We start from the raw sequence: 17,335 nt of genomic DNA, 5'->3' as shown, positions 1-17,335 counted from the left end.
TGGGGTTTGATCGCATTTTCAGGGGCTTGGCCTCCGGAGCGGCCATCGCCGTGCTCGCGGGCGCGGCGAGCCCTGCGCTTGCGCAACAGGCCGCCCAGCCGGCAGCCCTGCCGCCCCCGCCGCCGCGGTCGACCGGCACCCTGATCGCCCCGACCCTCAGCCGCCCCGTTTCTTCCGGCGTGACCTGGCCCAAGGTCTTCGAGGTCGAGCGTCGCGACGGCAATGGCGTCTCCTTCTACGGCGGCGTGGCCACCATCGACGGCAGCGACCAGTACGGCCTCAGCGTCCTGAGCTTCGACCCGTTCCAGTCGCGGGTCCGCGCCACCTATATCGACGCCTGGGCCCTGAACGCGCCCAATGCCGCCTCCTGTTCGGTCACCTTCCGCGCCGTCGAGCGTCCCCTGACCCAGGATCAGGCCAACGCCCTGAACCCCGAGCTGGCTACCGCCGAGTTCGAGACGATCAAGCGCGACCACCCCGATCTGGTCCGCAACGGTGAACGCACGCGCGAGGGCTCGGGCGACACCCGCGTGGTCGATCGCTTCAGCTGGGGCGGGACCGACGGCGCGGGTCCGCACTTCGACGGCCTGAGCAAGTCCTGGGTCTTCGTCCGGTTCGGCAAGGCCTATTACGTCAACAAGATCTGCCTGTCGCAGACCGGTATCGGCGACCTGAGGGTCATGGACCAGCTGATCGGGCTGAACTACCGCACCGGCGACGCCCCCGATCCCCTGCCCGCCGACCAGGTTCCCGAAAACCCGCCGGCGCCGCGCCAGCTGATCTATCTGCCGCCGCCCGTCGGCAACATCGTCGCCCGCGATCAGGACCGGCAGGCGCTGGAATCCCAGACGGCCGCCGGCGCCGAGGCCGAAGCAGCCCCTGCCCGCGCGCCCGAGCCGACGCCAGAGCCCACGCCCCGGCCCGCGCCTGTCGAAGCCCCGCCGCCCGCCGCGCCTGTGGCCGCGCCGGAACCACAGCCGGAGCCTCAGCCCCCCGCAGAGGCCCCCGCCCAGCCTGCCTTCGTCGCCAGCCCCGCGCCGGTCGTGGCGCCGACGCCCGACCAGAGCCAGGCGCGCAGCCTGACGCGGTCGCTGAACGGAACCCCGCCCGCGTCCTGACGGCGGGCTTGCGCAGCGCCCGCGAGCGCCGCCATACGGAACATCGGCATGCGACGGCGGTTCTTCGGACCCGTAGCGTCCTGATTGTCATGCCTCCCCGCAAAACCCGTGAAGAGTGTCTGCAGAAGATCAGCGAGATGATTGGTGAAGCCGTCGTCGAGGACGACGGCGCGCGCCGCGAAGGCCTCCTGACCCTCGCCGACATGTGGATCGAGGTCGCGGACCGCCGCAAGGATGACGAGGCGCCGGGGCCGAAGGGCTGCTGCAACTAGACGATCAGCCCACGGTCCAGGAAATCACCTCGGCGACCTCGGCGGCCTGCAGACGGATATCAGGGACCGAGGTCACCTCCCAGAAGGCGCCGCGCGTCATCGGCCCGACGGCATAGAGCTCGTCCTGGGCCGCGCCGTCGATGTCGCGCACCCGGCAGTCGTCATCGACGTCCAGACCCAGCCCATCCGGATCGGCCCGCGCCAGACCGCCCGCGACCAGCTCCCGGATCAGCGGGATGCGGCTGCCCGCCACATCGGCCAGCGGCCCGGTGCAGTTGATCACGGCATCGACCTTGCGCGTCGTGGTGCGGGTCGCGCCGCGCGGCCGCCAGGTGACCAGAACCTTGTCCTCCGCCGGCTCGATGCGGACGATACGGCCCGCGTCGATCGACAGCTCGCCCGCCGCCAGCATGGCCTCGACGCGGCCCGCGACCCCGGGCGCCAACCGGTGGCGGTGAACATCCCAGATCGGCCGAAGGTGCCTCAGGAACCGCCCGCGCTGGGCCCGAGTCCACGACCGCCACAGCGACCGCGCCGAGCGCCTGAGGTCGTCGGTCACCGCCCGCCAGTCCGAGGTCAGGGCCGCCTCCCGCGCCCGCCGCAACACCGCGCCGGGCGATCCGGAATAGGGCCGCGAGCCGACTGCCAGATCCGCCGCCTTGTGCGCCCGGGGCCTGAAGCCCCGCCGCGACAGGGCGAAGAAACGCCGTCCCGTCCGGGCGTGCGACAGGGCGACATCGACCATGGTCAGGCTGGACCCGATCAGCAGAATGCGTCGCACGTCGCCGCTCAGCGCCGTGGCCCCGCGCCAGGGATCGGCGATATAGCGGCCCGCCTCGACCACCGCCGGATCCAGCCCCGGCGGATCCGCGGGCTCCAGATTGCCGAGCGCAAGCACCACCACATCGACATCGAGTCGGTCGTCCGAGGCGAAGCCGATACGCCAGCCGCCGCCCTCGCGCGCCAGCACTGTGCTTTCGTCATGGATCAGCTTCAGTCGCGATCCGGATTGGCCGAGCGTCTCGGACAGAATGGCGCGGAGATAGCGGCCATAGTCGCCGCGAGTGATGAAGGCGCCCTGGGCCGACCAGTGGGGCTGGGTCGCCAGCCAGCGCGACAGGTGATCCGGATCGTCGGGAAAGGCGCTCATATTGCCGAGCCGCACGTTCAGCACATGGTCGGCCTCACGCGTGCCGTATGCCGCCCCCTCCCCGAACCGGGGCGCCTTCTCGATCAGCCAGAGCTCGGCATCGGGCAGTTTGCGGGACAGATGGACGGCGGTCAGCAGACCGCTGAACCCTGCCCCGATCACGGCGATGCGCGGGGCGGTCACCGCCAGCCTCGCCGGGCGACGGAAACCTTGGGCTGTGGGGGACAGTGTTCGACCATGCCCCAGCATGGCGCGACCCTCGCCGGAGAGCGACGGAAATATCCTATCTCATGGATAGAGAATTATTCGTGGAACCGTCTCAGGCTTGCAGGCGCCGCCCCTCGTCCAGCCGAAACGTCTCCGGTAGGCTGCGTTCGAAGGTCTTGGTCATGCCCGACATCTTGGCGGCGCGGGCGAAGGCGATCTTGGCCAGCGCGGTCGGATGCGGCGCCTGTTGCACGCGCGGCCGGGCCCCGGCCCTGCGCATCACCCCGTTGGCGTACAGCACATTGGCGCGCATCAGGGCGGCCGGGGTCATGAATTCCACGCTCAGCGAGACGTTCAGCATCGGGCCGTTCTCGATCCGGTGCGGAGCATTCTGGCGCCAGGTGACCATCTTGCCGGGCGTCAGGTCGAAGACCTCGGCCTCGGCGTCCATCTCGGGCCGGAAGGCCAACTGCTCGGCGGTCTCCTTGAGGACCACGCGTTCCAGTTGCTCGGCCCCGACGCAGGGTTCGGCGACGGGATAGACCCAGACCTTCTTCTGCCCGCGCAACTGCCACAGCGACACCAGAGGCACATCGAGGTGGTAGAAGACCTGGGCGTTGGCCGAGGAGATCAACATCCCCAGATCGCGCTTGAAGGTCTTGATCCCGGCATGGGCGCGCTTCTCGTTGAAGATCTCTTCCTCGAGCGCGGCGTATTCCGGCAGATAGTCGTTGGCGTGGCGCAGGTTCAGCCAGATGCGGCCCTCCTGCGCGGCGCGCAGCAGGTCCTCGCCCGACAGATCGCCCGCCGAGCCCCGGCGCCAGCTCTGCCAGTCGACCGGGTCGTGGCCCATGGTGAAGACGCCCAGCTTGTCGCGCGGATAGCGGTCCAGCAGGGAGATCAGCCCCTCGTCATTGAACATCGGGCGTTCGTGCAGGCCGTGGTCGAAGCCGAGGTTCGCCTTGGTCAGCTGCGCGGCCTTTTCGGCGCTCCAGTCGGTGATGATGCTCATTCGCCGGCTCCGGCGTTCGAGCCCAGCGACCGGCGGCGGGTGGCGGAAACCGCTTCCATCAGGCCCTGCACCCGACCCCGCACCGAGGGATCGGCGGTGGCGATATGGTCCAGACGGCGGCGCACCTTGTCGACCGCCGAGGAGCGCCCAAGCGGCCCCAGCGTCCAGGCGGCTTCCTCGGCGCGCTTGAAGGTTCCCCCGGGGGCGGAATGGAAGCCCGATCCGACCAGGCTGATCGTCGGGGCGAAGGGGCGCTTGTAGTGGTCGTGGCCGCAGCCGAGGTCATAGACCTCCAGCCCCAGCTCCGGCATGGCGCGGATGGCCTGATCGAGGAAGGTCTGGCCGGGCGAGAAGGCCGCCATCTCCGGCGACATCGAGGCGATCCAGGGGTGATAGACGCCGCCCTCGCGCACCCCGAAATGGCCGCCGACGAGGGTGTCGCCCGCATAGAGCGACAGCAGCAGCCCGGTCATCGGCCCGGTCCGCCGTTCAAACAGCGTCTGCATCAGCTCGCCGGCCCACTGCGGACGCAGCACGTCCTGGACCCCCGTGCGGAAAAACTGGTCGCTCTTCCATTCCATCACGGCGTTGAAGGCGTCCTGCGAGGTGTCGGCGCGGATCGTCAGCGGTCCGACCTCGGCGAGGCGGTGGGCCAGACGGCGGTAGTTCTTGAACTTCTTCGGGCTCGCGGCGCGCACCGCCTCCAGATAGTCGTCCGGTGTTCCGGTCAGTTCGATGGCGAAGGCCTCGACCCCGTCTTCGGTGGCCGGGAACAGGCCATGCGGGTCGATCAGACTGTTGTGGCGGAAGGCCTTGAGGCCCGCCAGGGCGATGATCTGGCCCGGCGCCAGCCCCGTATCGGCGGTCGAGACCACGCCGTGATAGTCGCTGAACGGCGCGCCGAGGGGCCGGCCGAAACCACCCGGACGCCTGTGGAAGCCGAAGAAGGCGACCCTCTCCCCGCCCCGGCTGACCATCGCCACCCGGGCGTCATCGCGCACCTTGCCCACGGCGCGGGCGAAATGGGGACTGAGCAGCGGACTGCGGAAGGCCGGATCGGCGCGCTGGATGGCCGACCATGCGGCGGTGTCAGCCACCCTCAACATGGAGGGCCGGACGATCTCGACTTCGAAAGGCGTGGTTCGGACAGTCATTTTGACACACTCGCAAACGGCTCTGTTTCAGCCCTGCAATGCGTCGGCCAAACTGTCGCACCCCATCTTCAGGGTTCGGCCGTCAGGGTTCCTGCGTCGTCGGCGTCGCCCCGACCATGGCGTAGCACTCCGCGCGGGTCGGACGATCGCCTTCCAGCGCCCCATAGGCCGAGGCCACCGAGCACCGGTCCGCCGCGCTCAGTTTCCCTTCCCACCGCTTGTCGTTGCAGTAGTTCATGATCGAGTCCGCGTCGTAATAGCTCTCGGCCTGATTGATCGCCTCGGGCGTCGCCGTCCGGGCCAGACAGTTGGGCGCACGCGGGCTGACGTGGTCGTGCGAGAAGCCCAGGGCGTGCCCCAGCTCGTGCAGGGAGTCGGCGTAGAAGCATTTGAACTCGCCCAGCGTCCCCCGCGGCCCACACAGCCGGTTGGTGACCAGATATTCGGCGTTCAGGGTGATCTCCCCACCGTTCAGCAGGCTGCGGCCGAGGTGGCTGGACGAGGCGAACATCTCCGGGTCGTGGACGATGCGGATCGGTACGGCCCGCCCGTTGCCTCCTGTCGCGCAGTCGTCGGCGATCCTGAAATGCACATCGGCGGCGCCCTCCCAGGTCGTAGCGGCCGAACGGACCTGCTCGCGCGCCCAGTCGTCCTCGGCCTGGGGCGCTTCGAAGCACATGGGCACGATGCCGCCGTCCCAGGTGTCGCTCTGCGGCGGCGGCGCAGCCATGACGATGGGCGGCGGAGGCGGCGGTGGGACGTAGGGGGGCGGAGGCGGCGGCGTGACCTGCGTCGCGCAACCGGCCAGCAGACCGATCGTCAACAGGGCCAGAACTCGCCGGAACAGGCTCATACCCAACGGGTCTCGGTCAGGGTCAGGACGACCTCCAGCGCCAGCCCTTCCGTATTGGCGCGCTGGACTGTCGGCGTCAGGTCCTCGGCGTCGACGGTGACCACCACCGGCCCCGCATCGCGCGCCAGCAGGTTCAGGATCTCGGTCCCGAACTGGAAACTCACCCCGTAATCGTCGCCGGTCGTATGGTCGTGGACCATGCCCGGCATGCTGTGATCCATCCCGCCCATCGGCCCGACGTGGACAAAGGTCGGCGACGACCCCAGCGCCAGCTTCCGCTCCCCCGCCAGAATGTCGATGTTCAGACAGCGATCCAGCAGCCGTTCGTCCCGCTTGTAGGTCGCCTGCCCCACGCCCTGGATCACCAGCGTATCGTCGGCGGCGCGCAGCCGCGCGGCGATGTCCGCGGGGATCGTCACCGACATCTTGGTCTGGCCGGGCTCGCAGCGGGCCTTGAGCGTGACCGAGGTCTGGCCGATCGGCTCCTGCCGCGTCGCCCCCGCCGGCCCGTTGCTGGCCACGCTGAACATCGGGAAGGGATAGAGCCGGTCATAGCTGTAGCCCAGCGACCGGGTCTCCACGATCGCGCCCGGCGTCCAGGTCCCCGTGTCCTCGCCGTTCGCCCCGACATAGCCGGTCAGCGGAACCTTGCCCCAGTCCGAGGGGTACACGGGCTTGGCCAGAGTGTGCCAGGTCGCCCAGACCCGGTCGATATTGCAGTGATGCAGCCAGAAGACCGCGTCCGCCGCCGCCGTCTCGGTCCGCCCCATCAGGCCGCCGACCAGCACATGGATATGGTTGTGGCCATAGGCCTCGACCGCCCCGGCCGAGCGCGGCAGGCCGGCGAAGACCTCGAAACTGTCCGACGCCAGCCGCGCGACGTTGCGTGAGGTCGCCCAGCGCGCCTTGGCGAAGTCCATGGTGTTGGCGTTGGGGCCGCGCTGACGCTCGTACAACGGCGAACCCGGCGTGGTCACCCAGGTCGGCAGGAAGCGATCCTCCTGCCAGTCCCAGTACGGCAGGGCGAAGGTCGAATGGCCGGTCAGCCGGGCGATGATCCGCTCCAGATGGGCCAGCTCCAGCCGGTGCCAGGGCAGGAACAGGCCGCTGCCGTGCTGGGCCTTCTCGCGGTGCAGACGGGTCTGGCGCGCCCAGGACCGGTTGTCGGTGCGCCGCTTCATCGCCGCCACGCCGTCGCGGAAAGCGACCAGATCGTCCGAGTTCGGCGACAGGGTCGAGGCGCCCTTGCGCACCCGTCCGGTCTGGCCCCACGCCGGCAGGGCCGTCGCCGCCGCGATGGCCGCGCCTGCCCCCGCAAGCGCCTGACGTCTGTCGATGGTCATGGTCAGCCCCCCGGCCGATCGTTCGTCCTTAACGACAGTCCAGCAAACGCCGGTCTGTGTCCAGTCAGCTAACCGATCCGGCGAGTGAGATCAGACTCTTAGGGTTAGTCCTCGCCCTTCTGCGCCGGCTTCTGGCCGGGGAAGCGCAGGCCATGGAGGCCCTCATAGGCGTCGCGGACGATCTGGCGCGGCTGGTCGGCGCCCAGCTGGGCGATCTGGGCGCACCAGACGTCGGACAGCTGCTGCACGGTCGAGGTCACCCAGCCCGGCGCCTGCTGCCGCGACCAGTTCTGGATCGAGGCGGCGTTGAAGACCAGCAGGAAGACCGTCACCAGCAGGATCACATGGCTGGTCCAGCGCCGGTCGCGCGCGGCGACCCCCTCCTCGTCGGGCGGCGGGCCGGGCGGGAAGGCGAAACGGCCCAAGGCGGCCAGAGGCTCGGGGACCAAGGGATGGCGTGTCGGCAGATCGTGCGGATTCGCGGTCTCGATCCAGTCGCTGGGCGGATCGGCCGGGACCTCCCCGTCCAGCGGTGGGAAGGGCGAGGCGCCGGTCGCCGCGGGGAACGGCTCGACGGGCGGGTCTTCGGGGTGATCGGTCATCGCTCTCGAACCTCCCTCAGAACTGGAAATAGATGAAGGGGGCGACGCCGTCCGGCCGCACCGCCTCGACCAGCAGGATGGCCACGCCGATCAGGACAGCGACCGTCAGGGCGGGGGCCGGCTTCAGCCGCTCGGCGACCCCTTCCACCATGCGCGGCGGCAGCCAGTGCATGGCCAGCCCCCCGACGATCAGAAGCAGCAGGAAGGGCGTGGTCAGCAGCACCGGTCCCGCGCGGCCCAGCCCTTCCAGCACATCCATCGCCATGCCGAAGCTCTCGGCCCGGAACAGGATCCAGCCCAGACAGACGATGTGGAAGGTGATCAGCACCCCCAGCCAGTTCGGGATGAACGGCTTCTCGACGAACCCCGCGCTCAAGTAGCCCGAAGGGCGGTAGCGCCCAAGAATGGCACGCCCCAGCCGCTCGACGACCTGGGCCGCGCCGTGCAGACCGCCCCAGGCCACGAAGGTCCAGGCCGCCCCGTGCCACAACCCGCCCAGCAGCATGGTGATCATGACGTTGACGCAGGACATGATCAGGCCCTTCCGGCCCCCGCCCAGCGGCACATAGAGATAGTCCCTCAGCCAGCTCGACAGGCTGATGTGCCAGCGCCGCCAGAAGGACTGCATCGAGTTGGCCCGGTACGGCTGATCGAAATTGCGCGGGAAGGAATAGCCCAGCAAGGCCGCGATCCCGATCGCCATGTCCGAATAGGCCGAGAAGTCGCAATAGATCTGGACCGCATAGCCATAGACGGCCGCCGCGATATCCAGCCCCGAATGGGCCGAGGGGTCGAAGAAGACCGGATCCACCAGTCGGATCGACAGCTCCGACGCGATGACCGTCTTCTTGAACAGGCCCCAGGCGATCAGCAGCAGGCCGTGGATCGCCATCTCCTTGGTCAGGCGCGGCACGCGGTCGAACTGGGGCAGCAGGTCCGAAGCCCGCACGATCGGCCCGGCGACCAGATGCGGGAAGAAACTCATCAGCAGCATGACGTCGAGCAGCGACTTCGCCGCCGGCGTCCGCCCCCGGTTCACATCGACGACATAGCTGATGCCCTGGAAGGTGAAGAAGCTGATCCCCACCGGCAGGACCACCTGCAGCAGGGGCAGGTCCCGCTCCCAGCCGAACCGCGTCAGCAGCTCGCCCGCCTGCACGGCGAAGAAGCCGTAGTATTTGAAGAAGCCGAGGATCAGCAGATTGGCCGCGACGCCCAGTCCGACCAGCCAGGCCGTGCCGATGCGGCGGCCTTCGCCGTCGACGGGCTTGCGCGCGATCATCGCGGCGACGGCCCAGTTCATCACCGCCGAGGCGATCAGCAGGCCGACGAAGCGCCAATCCCACTGGGCGTAGAAGAACCAGCTGGCCAGCAGCAGGAACAACTTTCGTCGTCCATTTTCCCGGTCCAGCGACCAGGAGGCGAAATAGACGAACAGGAAGAAGACGCCGAAGGCGAGGGTCGGGAACAGCATCTAGCGCGCACCCCCACGGTACCAGTTACGCCCCGCCGTCATCAGGTCCTCATAGAGAAGGCCGCCGATCCAGTCGGCCCCGGCCTGGGTGAAATGCACATGGTCCCCGCGCATCATCGGGTCCTCGCCGTTCGCGCCCGGCAGGGTCAGGCGGAAGGCCGAACAGTCGCCGCCCATCCGACCGCGCCAGTCCCAGTAGGCGACGTTCAGGCTGGCCGCGACGCGCTGCTGAATGTCGCGCACCACCGCCAGCATGGCCGGCGATCGCCAGCGGGCCTCGGCGTCGCCGGGACAGGTTCCGCCACCCTCCCCGCGCTGAGCCTCGGGCGCCCCCATGATCAGCACGGCCGCGCGCGGCGCCTCGGCGCGCAAGCGCATGATCTCGGACCGCAGCAGCCGCTCATAGGCGGCGGGGTCGAGGGTGTCGTCGAAGCCCTCATTGACCCCGTATTCCAGCACGATCAGGTCGACGGGCGCATCCAGCACCGGCAGCGGGTGGTTGGCCAGGTCGGTCAGGGTCACCCCGACCACCCCGATGGGTTCGATGCGGATATCGCGCGCTGGAAACCGTGCCCTCAGCCGGGTCTCCAGCGATCCGGTAATCAGCCGCCCGGCCGTATGGCTGTCGCCGAACTGGACGATCCGCACCACCCCGCCCCAGCGGCCGTCGAGGGCGCGGAACAGGGGCGTCAGCTCGAACGCCTGACACAGACCGTCAGGACACGATCGGCTCTGCGGCGACGGCAGGGGCGTCCATGGCCGTTCCTGCGCCACGGCAAAGCCAGGAACCGCGGCGAACGCGGCCGCTGACAAGACCGAAGCCAGAACCAGCCCCCGGATCACGCCCCGGCGCCGCCCGCGCTCGCTTGAGCCGGAGCCGCAGCCTGCGGAGACGCCAGACCGGCGTCGGCCCTCAGCCGCTCGACCACCGGCTCGCTGATCCGCAGATAGCCGGCCATCGACATGTGGATGCCGTCGTTGGCCCGCATCAGCTGACGGCGGCCGCTGTCATGGGCGGTCAGATAGGCGTCGTAGTCGCCATCCCCGTCCGAGGTGAGGGCGACGGTCGAGATATAGGGCACGTTCAGCGCCTTCATATGGGCGGCGACGACCTCGTTGATCAGGGTCATCTTGGCGTCGAAGCTCTCGCGCTTCATCTTGGGCAGGCCGACCCAGTAGACGGCGATGTCGCGGCTGCGCAGCAGGGCCACCAGATCGTCGACCCGCTTGCCATAGGCGGCCTTCCAGCCTTCGGAGCCGAAGGCGTGGATCTGGCCGTCCACGCTGATGCCCTGGGCGTCGTTGGTGCCGAACAGGATGACGGCGACGTCGACCGGGGTCTCGGCGATCTGGCGCTCGGTCTTGGCCTGGATGTCGACATAGTCGTAGCGCGACAGGCCGGTGGAGACCTCGGAGAACTTGGTCACGGTCACGCCGGGCGCGCCGTTCAGGTCGCGATACAGGCCCGCCCACAGGCCGTCGCCCATGGAGTCCCCGAACACCCCGACGCGCAGCTTGCCGCTGGCCATCCGCACCTTCAGCGGTGTGATGGCCGGGCCAGTCGAAACATTGGCGACCGGCTGGACCGGCGCGCTCACCGGCTCAGGCCCCGCCGAGGCATTGGCGGTCGAGCCGAACAACAGGGTCGGATGCTGCAGCCAGTTGCGACCGTCAGGGGTCAGCACCAGGCCGATGCCCACGCCGACCAGAAGCGCCGCCGTCAAGGAATTGATGTTCGCCCGCACGCCCCACCCGCACGTTTACTGACCCGACAGCCATAACCGATCCCCGGATCGCCGCCCACCGCCTGCGCGTCGCGAGCGAAGAAAAAGGTTAACTGTGGCGTCCGGAACTTTCGGCTTGGCGCCGGGATGTCAGGTGGGGCCTGACCGGGTGCGGGGGCGACGGCCTTTCAGCAGGCACGCCCGAGGGTCGTGCTAGCCTTCTCGACCAACGATCCTGATCGGAAGCGAGACGTTGAGTGGCAGGGTTTGGCAGTCTGTCAGTATGTTTTTGCCGACTGACACTGACATCCTTCGGGAGACGGGTTGGCACGGTTTGGCACGGTTTGGCGCCTGTTTTTCGAGTCACCGTGCCATTTCGCCTTGGCCCCCAGCGGGCTACGATCCGGCTTGCGAAGCGGTTCGGGCCGGACTATTCACCGGACCCAAGAATATTCATCAAAGAGTGAAAAAGGGAAGCGTATGGGGAAGATCGTCGCTGACGCGAAGGCGGCCCTCGAGGGCGTGGCCTTCGACGGCATGACCGTCATGTCCGGGGGCTTCGGCCTGTGCGGCATTCCGGAGAACCTGATCGCCGCCCTGCGCGACAGCGGGGTCAAGGGCCTGACCGTCATCTCCAACAATGCAGGCGTGGACGGCTTCGGCCTCGGCCAGCTGCTGGAGACCCGCCAGATCGCCAAGATGATCTCCTCCTACGTCGGTGAGAACAAGGAGTTCGAGCGCCAGTACCTGGCCGGTGAGCTGCAGCTGGAGTTCAATCCGCAAGGCACTCTCGCGGAGCGCATCCGCGCAGGCGGCGCCGGCATCCCCGCCTTCTTCACCGCCACCGGCGTCGGCACCCTGGTCGCCGAGGGCAAGGAGGTCCGCAATTTCGACGGCCGCGACTACGTCATGGAGACCGGCCTCGTCGCCGACCTGGCCATCGTCAAGGCGTGGAAGGCCGATGAGCGCGGCAACCTCGTGTTCCGCAAGACCGCCCGCAACTTCAATCCGATGATGGCCACCGCCGGCAAGGTCACCCTGGTCGAGGTCGAGGAGATCGTCCCGACCGGCTCGCTGGATCCGGACCAGATTCACACCCCCGGCATCTACGTCGACCGCCTGTTCAAGGGCAGCTTCGAAAAGCGCATCGAACAGCGCACCGTCCGTCAGAAAGAGGTCGCATAACCATGGCCCGTACTCGCGAACAACTGGCCGAACGCGCCGCCAAGGAGCTGCAGGACGGCTTCTATGTGAACCTGGGTATCGGCATCCCGACCTTGGTCGCCAACTACATTCCCGAAGGCATGGAGGTCACCCTCCAGTCCGAGAACGGCATGCTGGGCATGGGCCCCTTCCCTTGGGCCGGTGAGGAAGACCCTGACCTGATCAACGCCGGCAAGCAGACGATCACCGAGATCCCGGAGTCGTCCTACTTCAGCTCGGCCGACAGCTTCGCGATGATCCGCGGCGGCCATATCAACCTGTCGATCCTGGGGGCCATGGAGGTCGCCGAGAACGGCGACATCGCCAACTGGATGATCCCCGGCAAGCTGGTGAAGGGCATGGGCGGGGCCATGGATCTGGTCGCGGGCGTCAAGCGCGTGGTCGTGGTCATGGATCACGCCAACAAGCACGGCGAGTCCAAGGTCCTGAAGGCCTGCACCCTGCCCCTGACAGGCACGGGCGTGGTCAGCCGCATCATCACCGACCTGGCCGTCTTCGACGTCAAGCCGGACGGCGCGGGGCTGGAGCTGATCGAACTGGCCGAGGGCGTAACCCTCGACGAGGTCGCGGCGAAAACCCAGGCGGCCTACACCGTCTCGCCTTCCCTCACGTAAGCGTTCCTTCGCCTAACCGCCTGACGTTTAACCAAATCTCGCAACTGGCACGCGATCCCGCTTGGCAAACGGGCCGTTCCCTGACGATAGTGGTTAAGGGAGATGGGCGGCATGTCGGCAACCAATACGCATCGAATCTGGCCGGGTCTTCCCGCTCCGGATGAGGCGCGCGTGGCCCAGCTCTCGCCCGAGGCCGTCTCCGACGGTTTCGGCGAGGACGCCCGCAAGGGTCTCGCGGCCCTCGCAGACCGGGTCCGGGCCGAGATGCGCAGCGGCGAGCTGACCGAAGCCCTGGCCGTCATCCATCACCTGCGCGCCGGTCTGGAGAGCCTGAACCCCGCCGATCTGGAGCCCCGCAAGGGCCTCGGCGGCCTGTTCGACAGCCGCAAGCGCCGCCTCAAGGCCTTCCGCGACCGCTTCGCCGAGGTGACCCGCACCCTGGCTGAATCCCTGGACGACCTGCAGGTCCGGGTCGGCGCCGTCGCCCGCCGCTCGGGCACCCTCGAGCAGCTCTGGACCGACATCCGCCACGGGGTGCTGGAGATGGACGACTTCGTCGCCGCCTGCCTGAGGAAGATCGCTCCGGTTCAGACGACCGAACCCGGCGCCCAGCCGGTCCTGCATCCGGTCCACCAGCGCGGCCACCGCCTGGCCGACGCCCGCGACGCCGGCGTCCGCCTGCTGCCCCAGGTTCGCGTGGGCCAGAACGCCGACGGCCAGGCCGCGCGGCGGCTCAAGATGGCCTGCGACGCCATGATCGAATGGCACCACGAATGGGCCGACAACCTCGGGGTCCGGGCGCTCGGCGTCAAAGGCCCGAAGAAGACAAAGAAGGTCGCGCCCGATCAGGCCCGCCTGACCACCTCGCGCCAGACGGTGCTGGCCATGCTCGACGCCGCGGCCCGCGAGGTCGAGACGGCCCGCCAGCGCCGCGTCGAGGCCGACGGCCGTATCGAGGCCGCCCGCAAGGCGATCTGACTATCGGGCAGTCGGGCGCGCCGCCGGGGTCGCCACGGCCGCCGGAGCGCTGTTCGCGGTCCAGTCCACGATCTGGTTATCCAGATCCCGCGAGGCGATGTCGAAGGCGTCGACGATGGCCGAGACCCGGTTCTCCGTCGCCGGCTGGGAGACGGTGAACACCTGCTCGCTGGTCACATTGCGCTCGGGCAGCACCGTCAGCCGGGCCCGGGCCGTGATCACCACCGTCGGGTTGCCGCCCGGGGCGTCATAGCGGGCCTCGAACTTCGTCACGTCCACGGTCAGGACCCGGGTCGCCACGCCGGGCTCGCGCCGCCCGATCAGCCGCACCCGGGGATGGGCGTTGAAGGCCTCTTCCAGGGCGTCGTTGAACAGGATCTCGGCCGGAGAGACCCAGCGCGCGCCCTTGATATAGGCCGTCTCATTGCCCGTGACGCCGAGGATGCGGTCGCCCTTGGAGGCTTCGGGGAAGTCGATACGGCGCAGGGCCACGGGGATCGGCGTCGTCGCCCCGGGCGCGACCGCCGCCGGCTCCGCGCCTGTCCCGCCGAACCGGTAGAGCTGCACCGGCTTGGGCGAGGACAGAAGCGCGCAGCCTGACGCCACAAGGGCAAGGCCGGCGATGGCGAGGATACGGATCGGGTTACCGGTCACGGCTGGACCTCCATTTCCTTGGATGCGGGACGGCCGATGAAGTCGCGCGGGCTGGCGCGCACGTCGTCGATCAGGCTCTGCAGTGAGGCCGTGGCCTCGTTCAGTTCCTCGATGGTCTGGGTCAACTGCGGCAGGCCCGTGGTCGAGAACTCGCCCAGCGGCCGCTCCAGCGCATTGGCCGACCGGTTGATCGAGGCGATCGCCGTGCGGGCGTCCTCGGTCGCCTTGTTGATGTTGGCGATGGCTTCCCGACCATCGCCATTGACCACCGTACGGGCGTCGACGGCCAGCTGACGGTATTCCTCAACCGCCGCATTGGCCTTGGCGAGGGCGGCTTCCAGCTCCTTGAACATCCCCTTGCGGGCCTCAAGCTCGGTCGACAGGGCCTCGATGTTCTTCAGACTGGTGGAGAAGGAGCGGATGTTGTCGTCGGACATGACCCGGTTGATCCGGTTCAGGGCATCCACCGTCTGGGCCAGCACTGTGCCCGAGCCGGACAGCAGTTCGGCGATCGGCGACGGCTGGCTCTGGATCACCGGCACGACGTTCTCGGGGTACTGGCTCTTGAGCAGGGCGCTGCCTTCGGTCCCGGCGGTGATCTGGATGTAGTTCAGGCCGGTGATGCCCTGCGGCTCCAGCTGGGCGCGCGAGGAGACCCGGACCGGGGTGGTGCCGTTCAGGCGGACCCGGGCGATGACCTGATCGCCCTTCTTGGGATCGAGGTTCAGATCGGTGACCTCGCCAACGCGTATGCCGTTGAAGTGGACCTCGCCGCCCTCCGACAGGCCGCGCACGGGCCCGTAGAAGACGATGTCGTAGACGTCGTAGTCCTTGTTGAACTGCAACCGAGCCATCCAGATCGTGAACAGCGCGAGGGCCAGCAACAGGAAGACCGTTGCGATGCCGACGGCGGCGTAGTGTGCGTCTCTTTCCATAGTCGTCCGCTCTCCTCAGGCGGCCTTTGTGGCGGCGCGACCGCGCGGCCCCAGGAAGTATTCCTTGATCCACGGATGATCGGAACGCTCCAGTTCCTGAACCGTGGCCTTGGCGACGATCCCCTTGTCGGCCAGCACCGCGACCTTGTCGCAGATGGCGTAAAGGCTATCGAGGTCGTGTGTGATCATGAAGACGGTCAGGCCCAGGTCGTCCGACAGGGTGCGGATCAGTTCGTCGAAGGCCGCGGCGCCGATCGGGTCCAGCCCCGCCGTCGGTTCGTCCAGGAACAGCAGTTCGGGATCGAGCGCCAGGGCGCGGGCCAGGCCGACGCGCTTGCGCATTCCGCCTGACAGTTCGGCCGGCTTCTGATGGTGCGACTCCGGCTTCAGACCCACCATGGCGATCTTCATCTCGGCCAGTTCGCGGATGGTCTCGCGCGGCAGCTTCGTATGCTCCACCAGCGGCGAGGCGACGTTGTCGAGCACGCTCAGCGACGAGAACAGGGCGCCCTGCTGGAACAGGGTCCCGGTCCGGCGCTCGATGTCGGCCGATTGGTCCGAGGTCAGGTCCGAGGTGTCGTGACCGAAGATACGGATCGTGCCGCCGTCAGGCTCCTTGAGCCCGATGATGGTGTTGAGCAGCACCGTCTTGCCGGTGCCCGACCCGCCGACCACGCCCAGGACCTCGCCGCGCTGGACGTCGAGATTCAGGCCGTCATGGATGACCTGATCGCCGAACTGGCTGACCAGACCGCGCACCTCGATGAGGTTGTCGGGCGTCTTGTCGTTCGCGGACGCTTCGGCCTCAGGAGTCTTCGCCTTGATCACAGGTTCAGCTCCAGGAAGATCAGGGCGAAGACGGCGTCGAGCAGGATGATGGCGAAGATGGCCTGAACCACGGCCGCGGTGACGCGCCGCCCCAGGCTCTCGACGTCGCCGGCGACCGCCATCCCCTGCCGGCAGCCGATGGCGGCGATGACGATGGCGAAGACCGGCGCCTTGACCATGCCGACGAACAGATGGGTCGCCATCGTATTGTCCTGGCCCAGTTGCTGGATGAAGAAGGCGGGCCCGTAGCCGAGCTGGCTCCAGGTCACCAGCATGCCGCCCAGCAGGCCCGTCAGGATGCCGACGAAGGTCAGGAGCGGCATCATCACCAGCATGGCGGCCAGCCGCGGAATGACCAGGGCCTGGAAGGGATTGACGCCCATGACCTGCATGGCGTCGACCTCCTGGTTCATCCGCATCGAACCGATCTCGGCCGCGAAGGACGAGGACGAACGCCCGGCGAGCAGGATGGCGGTGATCAGGACCGCCAGTTCGCGCAGGGTGGCGACGGCGACCAGCTGTACGGTGAACACGCCGGCCCCGAACTGGGTCAGCAGGTTCGCGCCCAGGAAGGCGATGACGGCGCCGATGAAGAAGTTGGTCACCGCGATGATCGGAATGGCGTCCAGGCCCGAGCGTTCGCCCTGGCTGAACCAGGCGGGCCAGCGGATGTCGGAGGGATGGCGCACGGCCGTTCCGGACGCGGTGATCAGACGGCCCAGGAAGGCCATCGACAGGATCATCTCGCCGCCGATGTCGTACACGCCGTGGCCGATCTTGGCGAAGGTGCGGGTGAAGGCGTCGGGGCGTTTCGGCGGTGGCGCGCTCTCGCGCTCCAGCTTTTCGACCATCGTATAGATGCGGCCCGCCTCGGGTCGCGAGGACCAGGCGTCGGCCGGCAGGGACTTGTCCGTCGCCTGGGCGATGATCAGGGCGCCGGCTGTGTCGAACCGCCCCAGATCCGAGATGTCGATGCGCGAGACCGTACGGCCGGACAGCTGGTCGCTGAGCCGGCGCGCCGCCTGGCCCAGACCGCCCGTGGTCCAGTCCCCGGTGAGGCGCAGAACCGCGCTGTCGCCGCCCGACTCATCGATCTCGAAATCCGCTGCGCTCATCCCCTCCCCTTTAGCCGAGCCCGCGCCGAACGCCCATGGCGAAGCCGGTCCCGAGGCCTGTGAACGCCCATATGGTCA

General features: G+C 68.4%; 18 protein-coding genes. 5 read left to right on the top strand and 13 right to left on the bottom strand.

The genetic code is table 11. From position 1 onward, the window contains the following. Nucleotides 1-26 precede the first annotated feature (26 nt). Together AC07U0_RS14130 and AC07U0_RS14125 are read left to right on the top strand one after the other, a co-directional pair. Nucleotides 27-1,118, top strand: coding sequence for a hypothetical protein (locus AC07U0_RS14130; RefSeq protein WP_494720647.1), 1,092 nt, complete (start codon nt 27-29; stop codon nt 1,116-1,118). Between the two features lie 89 nt (nt 1,119-1,207). Beyond that, the gene (locus AC07U0_RS14125; protein WP_494720646.1) at nt 1,208-1,390 is read left to right on the top strand and encodes a hypothetical protein; all 183 of its coding nucleotides are present in this window, start codon (nt 1,208-1,210) and stop codon (nt 1,388-1,390) included. 4 nt (nt 1,391-1,394) lie between these two features. Here the strand turns inward: AC07U0_RS14125 and AC07U0_RS14120 are convergent, their stop codons facing one another. The 9 genes from AC07U0_RS14120 to AC07U0_RS14080 form a co-directional block, all read right to left on the bottom strand. Then, the gene (locus tag AC07U0_RS14120; protein WP_494720645.1) at nt 1,395-2,723 is read right to left on the bottom strand and encodes an FAD/NAD(P)-binding protein; all 1,329 of its coding nucleotides are present in this window, start codon (nt 2,721-2,723) and stop codon (nt 1,395-1,397) included. 136 nt (nt 2,724-2,859) lie between these two features. After that, nucleotides 2,860-3,759, bottom strand: a complete 900-nt coding sequence (locus AC07U0_RS14115; protein ID WP_494720644.1) for a hypothetical protein — start codon at nt 3,757-3,759, stop codon at nt 2,860-2,862. Further along, entirely contained in the window at nt 3,756-4,913 is a 1,158-nt protein-coding gene (locus AC07U0_RS14110) for a GNAT family N-acetyltransferase (RefSeq protein WP_494720643.1), read from the bottom strand. The genes AC07U0_RS14115 and AC07U0_RS14110 overlap by 4 nt, the downstream gene beginning before the upstream one ends. Nucleotides 4,914-4,995: 82 nt before the next feature. Next, nucleotides 4,996-5,766, bottom strand: coding sequence for a zinc metalloprotease (locus AC07U0_RS14105; protein WP_494720642.1), 771 nt, complete (start codon nt 5,764-5,766; stop codon nt 4,996-4,998). Then, a complete protein-coding gene (locus tag AC07U0_RS14100; protein WP_494720641.1) occupies nt 5,763-7,109 on the bottom strand; it encodes a tyrosinase family protein in 1,347 nt (448 codons plus the stop codon). The genes AC07U0_RS14105 and AC07U0_RS14100 overlap by 4 nt, the downstream gene beginning before the upstream one ends. 104 nt (nt 7,110-7,213) lie before the next feature. After that, nucleotides 7,214-7,711 carry a hypothetical protein gene (locus tag AC07U0_RS14095; protein ID WP_494720640.1) on the bottom strand — a complete coding sequence of 166 codons (498 nt, stop codon included), beginning with the start codon at nt 7,709-7,711 and terminating at the stop codon, nt 7,214-7,216. A gap of 16 nt (nt 7,712-7,727) precedes the next feature. Further along, nucleotides 7,728-9,185 carry an MBOAT family O-acyltransferase gene (locus tag AC07U0_RS14090; RefSeq protein ID WP_494720639.1) on the bottom strand — a complete coding sequence of 486 codons (1,458 nt, stop codon included), beginning with the start codon at nt 9,183-9,185 and terminating at the stop codon, nt 7,728-7,730. Continuing rightward, nucleotides 9,186-9,998, bottom strand: a complete 813-nt coding sequence (locus AC07U0_RS14085) for a GDSL-type esterase/lipase family protein (protein ID WP_494720638.1) — start codon at nt 9,996-9,998, stop codon at nt 9,186-9,188. A gap of 26 nt (nt 9,999-10,024) precedes the next feature. Next, nucleotides 10,025-10,909: an SGNH/GDSL hydrolase family protein gene (locus AC07U0_RS14080; protein WP_494720637.1), complete on the bottom strand. Its 885-nt coding sequence runs from the start codon at nt 10,907-10,909 to the stop codon at nt 10,025-10,027. A 480-nt stretch (nt 10,910-11,389) separates the two neighbouring features. Between AC07U0_RS14080 and AC07U0_RS14075 the strand changes: the two genes are divergently transcribed. The 3 genes from AC07U0_RS14075 to AC07U0_RS14065 all read left to right on the top strand — a co-directional run bounded on the left by AC07U0_RS14075 (nt 11,390) and on the right by AC07U0_RS14065 (nt 13,725). Continuing rightward, on the top strand, nt 11,390-12,094 hold the full coding sequence (locus AC07U0_RS14075) for a CoA transferase subunit A (protein WP_492947472.1): 705 nt from the start codon (nt 11,390-11,392) through the stop codon (nt 12,092-12,094). A gap of 2 nt (nt 12,095-12,096) precedes the next feature. Next, nucleotides 12,097-12,747: a 3-oxoacid CoA-transferase subunit B gene (locus AC07U0_RS14070; RefSeq protein ID WP_494720636.1), complete on the top strand. Its 651-nt coding sequence runs from the start codon at nt 12,097-12,099 to the stop codon at nt 12,745-12,747. Nucleotides 12,748-12,918: 171 nt separating this feature from the next. Then, entirely contained in the window at nt 12,919-13,725 is an 807-nt protein-coding gene (locus tag AC07U0_RS14065; RefSeq protein ID WP_494720635.1) for a toxic anion resistance protein, read from the top strand. On the opposite strand, the gene AC07U0_RS14060 is transcribed toward AC07U0_RS14065, so the two are convergent. Genes AC07U0_RS14060 through AC07U0_RS14045 form a run of 4 tightly spaced genes read right to left on the bottom strand, consistent with a single transcriptional unit; the run spans nt 13,726 to nt 17,257 of the window. Continuing rightward, nucleotides 13,726-14,379, bottom strand: coding sequence for an ABC-type transport auxiliary lipoprotein family protein (locus tag AC07U0_RS14060; protein ID WP_494720634.1), 654 nt, complete (start codon nt 14,377-14,379; stop codon nt 13,726-13,728). Further along, complete coding sequence (locus AC07U0_RS14055) at nt 14,376-15,314, bottom strand: MlaD family protein (RefSeq protein WP_494720633.1); 939 nt, start codon at nt 15,312-15,314, stop codon at nt 14,376-14,378. Before AC07U0_RS14055 ends, AC07U0_RS14060 begins: the two co-directional genes overlap by 4 nt. Before the next feature lie 15 nt (nt 15,315-15,329). Continuing rightward, nucleotides 15,330-16,139, bottom strand: a complete 810-nt coding sequence (locus AC07U0_RS14050) for an ABC transporter ATP-binding protein (protein ID WP_494720788.1) — start codon at nt 16,137-16,139, stop codon at nt 15,330-15,332. Then, nucleotides 16,139-17,257, bottom strand: a complete 1,119-nt coding sequence (locus AC07U0_RS14045) for an ABC transporter permease (RefSeq protein ID WP_494720632.1) — start codon at nt 17,255-17,257, stop codon at nt 16,139-16,141. The genes AC07U0_RS14050 and AC07U0_RS14045 overlap by 1 nt, the downstream gene beginning before the upstream one ends. Nucleotides 17,258-17,335 lie beyond the last annotated feature (78 nt).

Source organism: Brevundimonas sp. GW821-FHT02A10 (assembly GCF_059422025.1).
The sequence above is the reverse complement of the archived record's forward strand: the minus strand, read 5'-3'. Positions and strand labels throughout refer to the sequence as shown.

What these genes read in the sequence shown, in the direction of transcription:
- AC07U0_RS14070 (WP_494720636.1), top strand. Translation starts at nt 12,097, where the DNA reads ATGGCCCGTACTCGCGAACAACTGGCCGAACGCGCCGCCAAGGAGCTG.
- AC07U0_RS14125 (WP_494720646.1), top strand. Translation starts at nt 1,208, where the DNA reads ATGCCTCCCCGCAAAACCCGTGAAGAGTGTCTGCAGAAGATCAGCGAG.
- AC07U0_RS14045 (WP_494720632.1), bottom strand. Translation starts at nt 17,257, where the DNA reads ATGAGCGCAGCGGATTTCGAGATCGATGAGTCGGGCGGCGACAGCGCG.
- AC07U0_RS14055 (WP_494720633.1), bottom strand. Translation starts at nt 15,314, where the DNA reads ATGGAAAGAGACGCACACTACGCCGCCGTCGGCATCGCAACGGTCTTC.
- AC07U0_RS14095 (WP_494720640.1), bottom strand. Translation starts at nt 7,711, where the DNA reads ATGACCGATCACCCCGAAGACCCGCCCGTCGAGCCGTTCCCCGCGGCG.
- AC07U0_RS14075 (WP_492947472.1), top strand. Translation starts at nt 11,390, where the DNA reads ATGGGGAAGATCGTCGCTGACGCGAAGGCGGCCCTCGAGGGCGTGGCC.
- AC07U0_RS14090 (WP_494720639.1), bottom strand. Translation starts at nt 9,185, where the DNA reads ATGCTGTTCCCGACCCTCGCCTTCGGCGTCTTCTTCCTGTTCGTCTAT.
- AC07U0_RS14115 (WP_494720644.1), bottom strand. Translation starts at nt 3,759, where the DNA reads ATGAGCATCATCACCGACTGGAGCGCCGAAAAGGCCGCGCAGCTGACC.
- AC07U0_RS14105 (WP_494720642.1), bottom strand. Translation starts at nt 5,766, where the DNA reads ATGAGCCTGTTCCGGCGAGTTCTGGCCCTGTTGACGATCGGTCTGCTG.
- AC07U0_RS14110 (WP_494720643.1), bottom strand. Translation starts at nt 4,913, where the DNA reads ATGACTGTCCGAACCACGCCTTTCGAAGTCGAGATCGTCCGGCCCTCC.
- AC07U0_RS14100 (WP_494720641.1), bottom strand. Translation starts at nt 7,109, where the DNA reads ATGACCATCGACAGACGTCAGGCGCTTGCGGGGGCAGGCGCGGCCATC.